The following is a 12965-nucleotide window of genomic DNA, read 5'->3' as shown; positions in this document are numbered from 1 at the left end:
TGAACGTACGGCATCGACGCGCAAGCCCATCGGGCGGCGCTGGCCTCGACGGGTTCGGCTCTCCCGACGATCGCGGTCATGGCCGGAGGTGCCGATCGCTACTACCCGTCGGGGAACGAGGAGCTCCTGCGGGCCGTGGCCCGCCGCGGGCTCATGGTGTCTGAAGTGCCGCCGGGCGGCGCCCCGACCAGGCACCGGTTCCTGCGCAGGAATCGGCTCATCGCGGCGCTCGGCGGCGTCACCATTGTGGTCGAGGCACAGGCCCGATCCGGAGCGCTCAGCACGGTGAATCACGCCGCGGAAATCGGTCGCCTCATCGGGGCCGTGCCCGGTCCGGTATACAGCGTGAACTCGGTGGGCTGCCACCGTCTCCTGCGCAACGGCGCGGCGGTCTGCGTGACAGACGCGAAGGAGGTGTGGGAACTCGTTGCGCCCATGGGCGAGGGGCTTCCCGACGACGATCGAGGCAGGAAGGCTGTCCACGATGGGCTGTCCATCGAAGATGTCCTCGTGCTCGATTCACTCCCATTGCGCAGCGGGGCGTCCGTGGACAGCATCGCCACTGTTGCGGGGCTGAGTCCGGGGCAGGTGAGGGCCGGTCTGGGCAGGCTTCAGCTTGAGGGCCTGTGTGCAAGGTCAGGGGATGGCTGGAGGCGTGCGAAGGAGGACGAATGACCCGGGCCAGATCCGTCGTGGAGCGGAGTCACGTCGGTTCGGCAGGCAACGGGAGTGTCGCCTTGTACTCGGCGGGCCGGGCCACGAAAGTGGGGTTGTGCACGAAGAATCGCCCCTCGCTCCGGGACTGAGAGAACCTCTTGAGGGCTTCCTCCGTCATCTCGAATTGGGGCGAGGACGTTCTCCGCACACGGTTCGGGCCTATGAGGGCGACCTGGTTTCGATGCTCGGAGCCGCCGAACAGGACGGGGCCGGCGCATTGAAGGACATCGATCTCGCGAAGCTCCGACGCTGGCTAGGGCGCCAAAGCGAGTCCGGCCTGTCGCGGTCGACGCTTGCTCGCCGCACTGCGGCGGTGCGGTCCTTCACCGCGTGGGCCGTCCGCGAAGGGCTCCTCGAAACGGATCCGGCGCTTCGGCTTGGATCTCCGAAACGCCATCAGCATCTTCCCGAGGTTCTGCACGCGGAGCAGACGCGCCGCATGCTCTCGGGGCTCGCCGAGGCGGCGGACGGCGGAGACCCCGTGGCCGTCCGCGACGTGGCGCTCGTCGAGTTGCTCTACGCGACAGGGATCCGGGTCTCCGAACTCGTGGGCCTCGACATCGACGACGTCGATCTTGGAGCCCTGACGATCCGCGTCCTCGGAAAGGGCAACAAGGAGCGCACCGTGCCCTTCGGCCTCCCCGCGGCGAATGCCCTGGTCCGATGGCTCGGCGCTCGCCGTGCGCTTGTGATCGCGAACAGTGGCTCTGCCCTGTTCCTCGGGCGGCGCGGCGGTCGGCTGGGCCAGCGGCAAGCGAGGGAGACCGTCGACTCGGCGCTTCATGGTCTCGGGGACACTGCCGCGAGCGGGCCGCACGCCCTCCGTCACACCGCCGCGACGCACCTTCTCGACGGCGGGGCGGACCTCCGCTCGGTTCAGGAATTGCTGGGCCACTCGAGCCTCGCGACAACCCAGCTCTATACACACGTCTCCGTCGAGCGACTCCGCTCGAGCTACGTCCAAGCGCATCCGCGTGCCTAGCCCGCGTCGCGCGCCCGAGCCCTGACTTTTCCGGGCCCTGACCTTCCGACCCGGCTTTCCTAGCCCTGGCGGTCTGGGCCACGGCATCCCCGCGCCTCCGCTGCATGACGAGAAGGCAACGTTTGGCCATCCTCTCGGCGCGTCGCGGCGCGCTGCTGGCGGAATGTGCGATGGTCCGGCAGAATGGGTGCCGATGGCGGCCTCGCCCGGTGCCTTGCGTCGAGCGGCTGCCGATAACTGAAACAACCATTGGTCACGCACTCCGTGCGCTGACGGTCGTAGGGGAAGACGTACCGACAGCGATGGAGGATCGAATGTCTGCAGTGATGACTCGTGGTCTGCTGTTCGTGCACTCGTCACCGAGTGCGCTATGCCCGCACGTCGAGTGGGCCATCGGATCCGTCGTGGAGAAGCGGACGGATCTTGAGTGGACGGCTCAGCCTGCCGCGCCCGGAATGTTCCGCGCTGAGCTCTCGTGGGTCGGTTCTCCTGGAACCGGCGCGCAGCTCGCGTCGTCCCTGAGGGGATGGGCGCATCTGCGCTACGAGATCACCGAGGAGCCCAGCCCGGGCGTCGACGGGGCCCGCTGGTCCCATACGCCCGAGCTTGGAATCTTCCATGCGACCACAGATGTCCACGGCAACATCATGGTCTCGGAGGATCGCATCCGGTACGCGTACGAATCCGGTGCCGGCGACCCCGCGGTGGTCTTCCACGAGCTGTCCCTCGCCCTCGGCGAGGCATGGGACGAGGAACTCGAGCCCTTCCGCCACGCGGCCGAGGGCGCTCCGGTCCGCTGGCTCCATCAGGTCGGCTGAGCAGGCCCGTGGTCGGGCAGGCGACCGCAGCCGACCCAGAGGACTCCGTCGCAGACACGTGTGGGGCCCGCCAACGGCGGGCCCCACACGTGTCTCGTCAGAACGTCGCGTCAGTGATTGCGCACGACGATGACCGCGTTGTGGCCGCCGAAGCCGAACGAGTTGCTCAGTGCCACGATGTCGCCTTGGGGGAGATCACGCGCGGTCGTGACGACGTCGAGCGGGATCTCGGGGTCCTGGTGATCGAGATTGATCGTGGCCGGGGCCTTGCGGTCGCGCACCGCGAGAACGGTGAGCACGGCCTCGACGGCGCCGGAGGCCCCAAGCAGGTGGCCCATCTGCGACTTCGTGGCCGAGACGGCCACGCTGTCGACGTGAGAGCCGAGCGCCGCCTTGAGCGCCGTGTACTCCGGCTTGTCGCCCACGGGCGTCGACGTGGCATGTGCGTTGACGTGCACGATGTCCTCGGCCTGGATCCGCGCGTCGAACATCGCGGCCTTGAGCGCACGCGTGGCGCCCAGGCCCTCGGGATCGGGTGCCGTGATGTGGTACGCGTCCGCCGTGACGGACGTGCCCGCGAGCTCGGCGTAGATGCGGGCCCCACGAGCAAGCGCGTGCTCTTCGGCCTCGAGCACAAGCGCGCCGGCGCCTTCGCCCATGACGAAGCCGTCTCGGTCGAGGTCGTAGGGCCGCGACGCGCGCTCGGGGTCATCGTTGCGCTTGGACAGGGCCTGCATCGACGCGAAGGCAGCGATCGGCATCGGATGGATCGCCGCCTCGGCGCCGCCGACCATGACGACATCGGCCTTGCCCGCGCGGATGAGTTCCTGTCCCACAGCCATCGCCTCGGTGCCCGAGGCGCACGCCGACACTGGGGTGTGCGCCCCGGCCCGGGCGCCCAAGTCGAGGCTCACGGCCGCGGCCACGCCGTTGGGCATGAGCATGGGGACCGTCATCGGCAGGACGCGGCGCGGCCCCTTCTCCTTGAGGGTGTCCCATCCGTTGAGGAGGGTCCAGACGCCGCCGATGCCGGTCGCGAAGGCGACGGCGAGGCGATCGTGGTCGATCTCCTCGATGCCCGAGTCCTTCCACGCCTCGCGTGCCGCGATGACGCCGTACTGCGTCGAGGGATCCATGCGCTTCATCTCGACGCGACCGAGGACTTCCTCCGCGGGCACGGAGAGCTTCGCCGCGATCTTGACCGGCAGATCGAACTCCTCGACCCAGTCGTCAGTGAGCCGACGGACGCCGGAGACGCCCTTGAGCGCGTTCTGCCACAGGGTGGGAACGTCGCCGCCGATGGGGGTGGTGGCGCCCAGTCCGGTGATGACAACTTTGCGGGCCATGCTTCACTCTTTCGCGAGTAGGAGCCGGTGACGGCTGTCTGGATGGAGCAGACGGCCGGCACCGTTCGGTACCGGCCGTCGCAGGAGGTGGGTCAGGCCTGGGCCTTGGCGATGAAGTCCACGGCGTCGCCCACGGTCGAGAGGTTCTTGACCTCCTCGTCGGGGATGCGCACGCCGAACTTCTCCTCGGCGTTGACCACGATGGTCATCATGGAGATCGAGTCGATGTCGAGGTCGTCGGTGAAGGACTTCTCGAGCTGCACGGCCTCGGGGGCCAGGCCGGTCTCCTCGTTGATGATCTCGGCCAGACCGGCGAGGATCTCTTCGTTGCTAGCCATGTCGGCTCCTTTTCTCGGTTGGCCGGCTTGCGCCGGGCTCGCTGTGCAAGCCGCTTGTGCGGCTTGGCTCAAGCGCAACGGGCGGTTTGCCCGGTCCGCTGGGGGGATTAGGGGAGGGCGATGACCTGGGCGCCGAACACGAGCCCGGCCCCGAAACCGATCTGGAGCGCGAGCTTGCCGCTCAGATCGGGGTTCTCCGCGAGGAGCCGGTGGGCGGCAAGCGGGATCGACGCCGCCGAGGTGTTGCCGGCATCCGCGATGTCGCGGGCGACGACGACGCTCTCAGGCAGCTTGAGCTGCTTGACCATCTCGTCGATGATACGCATGTTGGCCTGATGCGGCACGAACGCTCCGAGGTCCGAGGCCTGGATTCCCGCGGCGTCGAGGGCCTGCTTGGCGACCTTGGCCATCTCCCAGACCGCCCAGCGGAACACGGACTGTCCGTCCTGGCGCAGTGTGGGCCAGATCTTCGCCTCGGTGCCGAGGACGGCGGCCGCGTTGCCCGCGCCGTCGCGCTCGGCCTCTTCTGAGAGGTCGCGCACGTCGAGGAGCGAGTGGGTCATGCCGATCGTGTTCCACTTGCTGCCGTCGGAGCCCCACACCGAGGGGCCGATGCCGGGAGTCTCCGACGGGCCGACGACGACGGCACCCGCGCCGTCGCCGAGCAGGAACGAGATGCTCCGCTCGCTGTTGTCGATGAAGTCGCTGAGTTTCTCCGCACCGACCACGAGCACGTACTCGGCGGCACCCGAGCGGACGAGGGCATCGGCCTGCGCGACGCCGTAGCAGTAGCCGGCGCACGCCGCCGAGATGTCATAGGCCGGGGCGGGCGTCGCGCCGAGCCGGTCGCACAACAGGGCGGCGGCGGACGGCGTCGCGTACGGGTGGGTGACGGTCGAGACGATGACGGCGCCGAGCTGGGAGCCCTCGATGCCGGCCTTCTCGAGGGCCTCGCGCGCAGCTCCTTCGGCCATGTCGATGAGCTCGACCTCGGCCGGGGCGCGGTGGCGCGTCACGATGCCCGTACGCTGGCGGATCCACTCGTCGGACGAGTCGATCCACTGGCACACGTCGTCGTTCGTGACGACGACGGAGGGCCGGTACGCGCCGATGCCCAGAATCCGCGAATAGGCGCGGGTGGGAGCCTGCCGCAGCTCGGTCGTGGTCATACGGGTTCCTCTTCCGTCGACGGGTTCTGCTCGGCGTCCGCAGCGAACAGCTCGAGGGCGGCCGTGAGGTCGGCCGGGGTCTTGACGGCGACGGTCTTGACGCCGGTGAGCCCGCGCTTGGCGAGGCCCGTGAGGGCGCCCGCGGGGGCGAGCTCGATGAGGCCCGTGACGCCGAGGGACTGCATGGTCTCCATGCAGAGGTCCCAGCGGACCGGCCGCGAGACCTGGGCGACGAGGCTCTCGACGGCGGCGGGCCCCTGGGTGACCCTCTGGCCATCGTAGTTGGAGAGGAGCGGAACCTCGGGGTCTGCGACCGTGAGCTTGGGCCGGAGCTCCTCGAGCGCCGAGACCGCGGGGGCCATGTGCTGGGTGTGGAACGCGCCCGCGACCTTGAGCGGGATCACGCGAGCCTTCGCCGGCGGGTTCTCGGCGAGGACGGCCAGCTGCTCGAGGGTGCCCGCGGCCACGATCTGCCCTCCGCCATTGACATTGGCCGGGGTGGCGCCGCTGGCCTTGATCGCCGCGAGGACCTCGTCTGGGTCGCCGCCGACGACGGCGCTCATGCCGGTCGGGGTCGCGGCGGCCGCCTTGGCCATCTCCCGCGCGCGCAGGCCGACGAACGTCATGGCGTCGGATTCGCTCAGGACGCCGGCCAGGGCCGATGCCGTGATCTCGCCGACAGAGTGCCCGGCGAGGACGACGGGAAGCGTCGAGAGTTCGACGTCGAACAGCGAGCGGGCGGCGACGAGGCCCGCGGCAACGATGAGGGGCTGGGCGACAGCCGTGTCCTTGATCGTCTCTTCGTCCGACGTGGTTCCGTGGGCCACGAGATCGAGGCCGACGACCTCGCCGAGCTCGCCGAGATGCTCTGCGGCAGATGGCAGCTCAAGCCACGGGGCGAGGAAGCCCGGCGTCTGGGAGCCCTGTCCAGGGCAGACAATTGCTAGCACGTTATCCAGCTTTCCAAAGGGTAGGCGGTTCCAGCGGTGCCTGCGCGCACCAAGCTCCAGAACCCGGATTGTAGGAAGTCTACAACGGTGGACTCGGCGACGAGCGGTGTTTCACGGTTGTGTCAAATGTCCTTTCGCCGCGGTTTGCCCGCTTGGCGACCGGCCGTCGTCGGGCCCTATCCACCCTGCCGGCCCGCGCGTTCGCGCCCGTTCGGAGTCGCGGCCAGCCGTCCCACGACGAGGGCCGTCTGGAGCACGAAGGCCTCGCGCGGAAGGAGCGGATCCCACCCCGTCACGTCGCACACTCTTCTCAAGCGATACCGCACGGTGTTCGCATGGACGAAGAGCTCGCGGGCCGTCGCCTCGAGCGAATGGCCAAGCTCGAGATACGCGCCGAGCGTCTCGATGAGCCCGTTGGACGCCGCGAGGAGCGGACGGTAGATCTTCTGCACGAGCGCGCGACGCGCGGCGTCGTCGCCCGCCACCACGCGCTCGGGCAGGAGGTCGTCGGCCGCGACAGGGCGGGGCGCATTGGGCCACGCCCGCGCCGCCGAGAGGCCCGCGAAGGCCGCCTGCGCCGAAGCGCTGATCTCCGGGAGGCTCTCGGCCTGGGGCCCGAAGACCACAGGGCCGGGGGCGAAGAGCTCGCTGAGCTTGGCATAGGCGGCCTCGTCCTCGTCGATCCCCCCGAGGATCAGGATGAGGCGGTCGCCCTGGATGCCGACGAGCGCATCCTGTGCGTAGCGGCCAGCGATGCGGCGCACCTCGCCGACGTAGCTCGGACTCGGCTCGAGCGGCGAGCTGCCGACCATGACCGTGAACCGCTCCTGCGCCTTCCAGCCGAGGGCGGCGATGCGCGAGCGGAGGGCGTCCGTGTTCTCGCCGCGCAGGATCGCATCGACGATGAGCGCCTCGAGCCGCGTGTCCCACGAGCCCCGGGTCTCGGCGGCGCGCGCGTAGACATCGGCGGCTGCGAACGCGACCTCGCGCGAGTATCGGAGCACGGCCTCGCGGAGCGCCGGCTGGTCCTCCTCGAGCGCGAGGTTCGGCACCTGGTCCTCGACGACTTCGACCACGATGCGGATGAGCTGGAGCGCCTTCTGGAGGCTGATCGAGCGCGTGAGCTCGGTCGGCGCGTTGCCGAAGACGTCGGAAAGGACCCATGAGGGCTGGCTCGGCCGTTCGTACCACGTCACGAACGCAGCGATGCCGTTCTGCGCGACGAGGCCGAGCGCCGAGCGTTCGTCGGCGCTCAGGCGGCTGTACCAGGGGAGGGAACGCTCGAGCTCCCGCGTCGTGGTCGTCGAGAGCTGGCCGACGCTGCTGCGCAGCTTCTTGAGGGTCTCGGCCTTGGCGGGGGAGACGCTCAAGCGGCCTTTGCGGGCACCTCCGGGGGCGGGCGGCGAGGGCTGCATGTGAAGAGCATAGGATGCGCGTCCCCGGGATCGGAATTTGTGCGAAGGCTACAAGCGGGCCTCACGTGCCGGATCGGCTGGCCGAGAGAACGACGACGGCGGCGCCCCCGCGTGGGAGGGAGCGCCGCCGTCGTGATGATCGCCTGGGCGACGTGAGGTCAGCTCTCGCCGCCTGCGTTGCCCGTCGTCCCGGCGTTGACGTCGAGCAGCCGGTACCGCTCGAATGCCTGGCGCGGCGCATCGGCGTCGACCTCTCCGCGGCGCGCGAGCATCTGGAGCGCGCGGACCACGACCGAGTGGCTGTCGATGTGGAAGTACCGGCGGGCGGCAGCGCGCGTGTCGGCGAAGCCGAACTCGTCGGCGCCGAGCGTCGCGAATTCGTTCGGCAGGAACTGGCGGATCTGGTCCGGCACGGCCTTCATGTAGTCCGTGACGGCGACGATCGGGCCCGTCGCGCCCGCGAGCTGCTGCGTCACAAACGGGACACGCGGTTCCTGGCCCGGGTTGAGGAACGCCTCCTGCTCGGCGGCGAGGCCGTCGCGGCGGAGCTCGGTCCACGAGGTGACGCTCCACACGTCGGCCGAGACGCCCCATTCCTCGGCGAGGATCTGCTGGGCTTCGAGCGCCCACGGCACCGAGACGCCCGAGGCGAGGAGCTGTGTGCGCGGCCCGTCGATCTTCGCCGGGGCGAGCAGGTAGATGCCCTTGAGCAGGCCCTCGACGTCGAGCTCCTCGGGCTCTGCCGGCTGGACGATCGGCTCGTTGTAGACCGTGAGGTAGTACATGACGTTCGGGTCCGGGTGGTTCCCGCCATACATGCGCTCGAGCCCCGCGCGCACGATGTGCCCAATCTCGTAGCCGTACGCCGGGTCGTAGGAGACCACGGCCGGGTTGGTCGAGGCGAGGATGGGGGAGTGGCCGTCCGCGTGCTGCGTGCCCTCGCCCGTGAGGGTCGTGCGGCCCGCCGTGGCGCCGATGATGAAGCCGCGCGTGAGCTGGTCGGCCGCGGCCCAGAACGAATCGCCGGTCCGCTGGAAGCCGAACATCGAGTAGAAGACGTAGACGGGCACAAGCGCCTCGCCGTGCGTCGCGTAGGACGTGCCGGTGGCGGTGAACGCCGCCGTCGACCCGGCCTCGTTGATGCCCGCGTGCAGAATCTGGCCCTCGGGTGCTTCCTTGTAGGCGAGCACGAGGTCGCGGTCCACCGAGAGGTAGTTCTGGCCCTTGGGGTTGTAGATCTTCGCCGTCGGGAAGAACGCGTCCATGCCGAACGTGCGCGCCTCGTCGGGGACGATGGGCACGATGCGCTTGCCGAACTCCTTGTCCCGCATGAGGTCCTTGAGCAGGCGAACGAAGGCCATCGTGGTCGCGGCCTGCTGCTTGCCCGAGCCGCGCCGAGCGACGTCGTACGACTTCTCGTCCGGGAGCGCGACGGCCTTCTTCTCGTCGCGACGCTCGGGGAGGAAGCCGCCGAGCGCCTTGCGGCGTTCCATGAGGTACTGGATTTCGGGGGCGTCCACGCCCGGGTGGTAGTACGGCGGCTGGTATGGATCGGCCTCGAGCTGCTCGTCCGTGATCGGGATGCGGAGATGGTCGCGGAAGTCCTTGAGGTCCTGGAGCGTCATCTTCTTCATCTGGTGGGTCGCGTTGCGGCCCTCGAAGTGCGGCCCGAGGCCGTAGCCCTTGACGGTCATCGCGAGGATGACGGTCGGCTTGCCCTCGAACTCAGTCGCGGCCTTGTAGGCGGCGTAGACCTTCCAATAGTCGTGGCCGCCGCGCTTGAGGTTCCAGATCTGCTCGTCCGAGTAGTCCGCGACGAGCTCCTTCGTCTCCGGCGTCTTGCCGAAGAAGTGCTCGCGGACAAAGCCGCCGGATTCAGCCTTGTACGTCTGGTAGTCGCCGTCGAGCGTCTCGTTCATGACCTTGACGAGCTGGCCGTTGTCGTCCTTCTTCAGGAGCGCGTCCCACTCGCGGCCCCAGATGACCTTGATGACGTTCCAGCCCGCGCCGCGGAAGAAGGCCTCGAGCTCCTGGATGATCTTGCCGTTGCCGCGCACCGGGCCGTCGAGGCGCTGGAGGTTGCAGTTGACCACGAAGGTCAGGTTGTCCAGGTTGTCGTTGGCGGCGAGCTGGAGCAGGCCGCGGCTTTCGGGCTCGTCCATCTCGCCGTCGCCGAGGAACGCCCACACGTGCTGGTCTGACGTGTCCTTGATGCCGCGGTTGTGCAGGTAGCGGTTGGCCTGTGCCTGGTAGATCGCGTTCATGGGCCCGATGCCCATCGAGACGGTCGGGAACTCCCAGAACTCGGGCATCATGCGCGGGTGCGGGTACGAGGAGAGCGCGTGGCCCTTGTGGGACTTCTCCTGGCGGAAGCCGTCGAGGTCTTCCTCGGAGAGGCGGCCCTCCATGTACGCGCGCGCGTACATGCCCGGGGAGGCGTGCCCCTGGAAGAAGACCTGGTCGCCGCCGCCGGGGTGGTCCTTGCCGCGGAAGAAGTGGTTGAAGCCGACCTCGTAGAGCGTGGCCGCGCCTGCGTAGGTGGAAATGTGCCCGCCGACCCCGATGCCGGGGCGCTGTGCGCGGTGCACCATGATCGCCGCGTTCCACCGCATGTACGCGCGGTAACGGCGCTCGAATTCTTCATTGCCCGGGTACTCGGGCTCCTGGTCCGCAGGGATCGTGTTGACGAAGTCCGTCGTCGTGACCATGGGGACGCCAACGCTGCGCGAGCCGGCGCGCTGGAGCAGGCTGCGCATGATGTACTGCGCGCGCTCGGTGCCATGCTGTTCGATCAGGGCGTCGAGAGACTCGATCCATTCGGCGGTCTCTTCGGGGTCGCGGTCGGGCAGCTGATTCGTCAGACCGCTCAGGATGTGCGAGGTCTCTTCTCCTGCAGACACGTCCAAACCTCTCTTCGAGCCCGTTGGACCGGAGCGGGTGGCAGCCGGACGCCGGGCAATATCGTCGCTGGGGCTCAACGTTCAGGCCCCGTTTTCGTGTAAGCGCCCTCACCGACGGCAGGGTTCCCCGGCCGGAGCAGCGGCGCGCTCCCTGTCACTCTAGCGGCGACCGCCCGCCCTTGCAGCGCGTGCGCTTGATGCTACGCGCCAAACGGTGTTGGCTTATAGGTACATTCCCTGCAGCATGGGGCAAAACAGGGTCCACGATGCTGAAATACAAGGGATACATGCGCTCTGGGCGAGGAGGAAGAACGTGGGCGAGACCGACACCGCCGCGGGAAGCAATGTGGCGGGGCGATTGGGTTTCAAGGATGGAGACCTGATCCAGGAGTACGGTTACGACGAGGATGTCGATTTGGACCTCCGGGATGCGATCGAGGACTTCGTCGGCTCCGAGCTTCTCGACGAGGATGACCATGATGTCGTCGATGCCGTCGTGGTGTGGTGGCGCGATGGCGACGGCGACCTCGTCGACATGCTGGTAGACGCCCAGACGACGCTCGACGAGCACGGCGTCGTGTGGCTCCTCACGCCCAAGCAGGGGCGCGACGGCTACGTTCCGCCCGTCGAGGTGCAGGAGGCGGCGCCCACCGCCGGCCTCCATTCGACGTCGACCGCCGGCGTCTCGAAGGACTGGCACGCGACCCGCCTCGCGCGCAAGAAATGAGTGACAGCATGCTGGGAGACGCAGCGCCCGCCGAGGGCCAGGAAGCCCCTGATTTCGAACTTCCCAATCAATTCGGCGAGCCCGTGCGCCTTTCGTCCCTGCGGGGCAAGCCCGTCGTCGTCCTGTTCTTCCCGTTCGCGTTCTCGGGCATCTGCACGTCCGAGCTGTGCGAGATCCGCGACAACTGGGCTCCGTTCGCCGACGTGGATGCCCACGTCCTCGCCGTGTCCGTAGACAGCAAGTTCGCGCTCCGGGCGTTTGCCGAGGCCGAAGGCTACGACTTCGACCTCCTCGCCGATTTCTGGCCGCACGGCGAGGTGGCGCGCCGGTTCGGCGTCTTCGACGAGGGCAGCGGCATGGCCCTCCGCGGCACGTTCATCCTCGACGCCGAAGGGATCGTGCGCTACAGCATCGTCAATCCCCGCGGGCAGGCCCGGAGCCTGGCCGAGTACCGGGAGGCACTCGCCGCCGTCTCGGCTGGGGTGCGGAGCTGACGGACGACGACGGCGCCGCTCGCCCGCGGTTCGCCCCGCCCCGAGCGCTCGGGTAGAGTGGGGGATCGCCGGAATGCCCGGCATGGGTCTTTAGCTCAGCTGGTAGAGCGCCACGCTTACACCGTGGATGTCATCGGTTCGATCCCGGTAGGACCCACCTTTATTCGCCCGCCGCTCGGTCCAATTCTGAGCGGCGGGCGTTCTGCTGCCACGGCTCTTCGATGAATCGTCAATGCGGCCAGCTATGCCGCCATGCGGCGGCGGAGCCGGCCGAGGAGCCGCCGGAGGAGGCGGGAGACCTGCATTTGGCTCACGCCCAGCGAGTCCGCGATCTCCTGCTGGGTCAGCTCTTCGACGAATCGCAGCCGAAGCAGTTCCCGATCCCGTTCGGAGGCATCTCCGAGCGCCTCAGCGAGATCGTGTCGGGCCTCGAAGCGCATGAAGCCCGGTTCGTCCCACGAGGGCACGACGGCGGTGCGGCGTCCTTCCGGTTCAGCGGGCGCGTCTGAGGACTCGATGGGATCCGGTGCCATCGTCGCGTCGGCGATGAGGGCCTCGGAGACCTGCTGGATGGGCAGGCCGATCTCGTCGCTGAGCTCGCGGGCGGTCGGGTCGTGGCCGAGCCGCTGGGCCAGGCCTGGCCTGACCGAATTGATCCGGAGCCTCAGCTCCTGGACGCGCCGCGGCGGGCGGACGATCCAGGCTTGGTCTCGTACATACCGCTTGAGCTCGCCCGTGATGGTGGGGACGGCATAAGGCACGAACCCGTGCCCATGGCCGGTGCGATAGCGGTGTGCGGCCTTGAGGAGGCCGAGGCGGGCGACTTGGCGGAGATCGTCCGGATCGTGATTGGGGCAGTGAAACCGGCTTGCGAGCGCGTCCGCGACGCCGAGATATTCGACGGCGAGGCGTGCGGCCGCGCGCGGCGCGGTCCCGGTGTCGCCGATGGCGTCCTCGAAGAGGAACGGGCCAACCGAAACGGGATGTGGGGCCATACCTGCGACGATAGGAGTAGACAGACCGTTCTGTCTATCAAGTTCTGTCTATCGATGCGCGCGAGGCCGGCGCCTGCCCTGCGTCGATCGGGCCGGGTTTTTGGCATGGAAAGA

12 protein-coding genes and 1 tRNA gene are annotated in these 12965 nt (G+C 68.6%); 6 read left to right on the top strand and 7 right to left on the bottom strand.

Translation table 11 applies throughout. From position 1 onward, the window contains the following. Positions 1 to 12 precede the first annotated feature (12 nt). From SPF06_RS17505 to SPF06_RS17495, 3 genes are all read left to right on the top strand, one after another. The gene (locus tag SPF06_RS17505; protein ID WP_428985795.1) at positions 13 to 675 is read left to right on the top strand and encodes a DNA-processing protein DprA; all 663 of its coding nucleotides are present in this window, start codon (positions 13 to 15) and stop codon (positions 673 to 675) included. A gap of 97 nt (positions 676 to 772) precedes the next feature. Then, positions 773 to 1699 carry a tyrosine recombinase XerC gene (locus SPF06_RS17500; protein WP_428985791.1) on the top strand — a complete coding sequence of 309 codons (927 nt, stop codon included), beginning with the start codon at positions 773 to 775 and terminating at the stop codon, positions 1697 to 1699. A gap of 314 nt (positions 1700 to 2013) precedes the next feature. Further along, the gene (locus SPF06_RS17495; protein WP_323280416.1) at positions 2014 to 2517 is read left to right on the top strand and encodes a DUF3145 domain-containing protein; all 504 of its coding nucleotides are present in this window, start codon (positions 2014 to 2016) and stop codon (positions 2515 to 2517) included. A gap of 110 nt (positions 2518 to 2627) precedes the next feature. Here the strand turns inward: SPF06_RS17495 and fabF are convergent, their stop codons facing one another. The 6 genes from fabF to aceE form a co-directional block, all read right to left on the bottom strand. Continuing rightward, positions 2628 to 3863 (bottom strand): beta-ketoacyl-ACP synthase II, encoded by a 1236-nt coding sequence (fabF, locus tag SPF06_RS17490; protein ID WP_323280415.1) that lies wholly within the window; start codon positions 3861 to 3863, stop codon positions 2628 to 2630. Positions 3864 to 3955: 92 nt separating this feature from the next. Further along, a complete protein-coding gene (locus SPF06_RS17485; RefSeq protein WP_323280414.1) occupies positions 3956 to 4201 on the bottom strand; it encodes an acyl carrier protein in 246 nt (81 codons plus the stop codon). Positions 4202 to 4308: 107 nt separating this feature from the next. After that, positions 4309 to 5370, bottom strand: a complete 1062-nt coding sequence (locus SPF06_RS17480) for a beta-ketoacyl-ACP synthase III (RefSeq protein WP_323280413.1) — start codon at positions 5368 to 5370, stop codon at positions 4309 to 4311. After that, positions 5367 to 6320: an ACP S-malonyltransferase gene (locus SPF06_RS17475; protein WP_323280412.1), complete on the bottom strand. Its 954-nt coding sequence runs from the start codon at positions 6318 to 6320 to the stop codon at positions 5367 to 5369. The genes SPF06_RS17480 and SPF06_RS17475 overlap by 4 nt, the downstream gene beginning before the upstream one ends. A gap of 176 nt (positions 6321 to 6496) precedes the next feature. Then, positions 6497 to 7735 carry a PucR family transcriptional regulator gene (locus SPF06_RS17470; RefSeq protein ID WP_323280411.1) on the bottom strand — a complete coding sequence of 413 codons (1239 nt, stop codon included), beginning with the start codon at positions 7733 to 7735 and terminating at the stop codon, positions 6497 to 6499. Between the two features lie 158 nt (positions 7736 to 7893). After that, positions 7894 to 10635 (bottom strand): pyruvate dehydrogenase (acetyl-transferring), homodimeric type, encoded by a 2742-nt coding sequence (gene aceE, locus SPF06_RS17465; RefSeq protein WP_323280410.1) that lies wholly within the window; start codon positions 10633 to 10635, stop codon positions 7894 to 7896. A gap of 313 nt (positions 10636 to 10948) precedes the next feature. Between aceE and SPF06_RS17460 the strand changes: the two genes are divergently transcribed. From SPF06_RS17460 to SPF06_RS17450, 3 genes are all read left to right on the top strand, one after another. Continuing rightward, positions 10949 to 11362 carry a DUF3052 domain-containing protein gene (locus SPF06_RS17460; protein WP_323280409.1) on the top strand — a complete coding sequence of 138 codons (414 nt, stop codon included), beginning with the start codon at positions 10949 to 10951 and terminating at the stop codon, positions 11360 to 11362. 8 nt (positions 11363 to 11370) lie between these two features. Beyond that, complete coding sequence (locus SPF06_RS17455) at positions 11371 to 11856, top strand: peroxiredoxin (RefSeq protein ID WP_428985790.1); 486 nt, start codon at positions 11371 to 11373, stop codon at positions 11854 to 11856. 84 nt (positions 11857 to 11940) lie between these two features. Then, positions 11941 to 12013, top strand: a tRNA-Val gene (locus SPF06_RS17450). Between the two features lie 85 nt (positions 12014 to 12098). Here SPF06_RS17450 and SPF06_RS17445 read toward each other — a convergent pair. Next, entirely contained in the window at positions 12099 to 12851 is a 753-nt protein-coding gene (locus tag SPF06_RS17445; protein ID WP_323280407.1) for a sigma-70 family RNA polymerase sigma factor, read from the bottom strand. Between the last annotated feature and the right edge of the window lie 114 nt (positions 12852 to 12965).

The sequence above is a fragment of the Sinomonas terricola genome, from assembly GCF_034931225.1.
Classification (GTDB): domain Bacteria; phylum Actinomycetota; class Actinomycetes; order Actinomycetales; family Micrococcaceae; genus Sinomonas; species Sinomonas terricola.
Note: the sequence above shows the minus strand (reverse complement) of the source record. Positions and strands in the feature narration are given on the sequence as shown.

Coding starts and splice junctions, on each gene's coding strand:
- SPF06_RS17445 (WP_323280407.1), bottom strand. CDS start 12,851: ATGGCCCCACATCCCGTTTCGGTTGGCCCGTTCCTCTTCGAGGACGCC.
- fabF (WP_323280415.1), bottom strand. CDS start 3,863: ATGGCCCGCAAAGTTGTCATCACCGGACTGGGCGCCACCACCCCCATC.
- SPF06_RS17495 (WP_323280416.1), top strand. CDS start 2,014: ATGTCTGCAGTGATGACTCGTGGTCTGCTGTTCGTGCACTCGTCACCG.
- SPF06_RS17455 (WP_428985790.1), top strand. CDS start 11,371: ATGCTGGGAGACGCAGCGCCCGCCGAGGGCCAGGAAGCCCCTGATTTC.
- SPF06_RS17485 (WP_323280414.1), bottom strand. CDS start 4,201: ATGGCTAGCAACGAAGAGATCCTCGCCGGTCTGGCCGAGATCATCAAC.
- SPF06_RS17470 (WP_323280411.1), bottom strand. CDS start 7,735: ATGCAGCCCTCGCCGCCCGCCCCCGGAGGTGCCCGCAAAGGCCGCTTG.
- SPF06_RS17480 (WP_323280413.1), bottom strand. CDS start 5,370: ATGACCACGACCGAGCTGCGGCAGGCTCCCACCCGCGCCTATTCGCGG.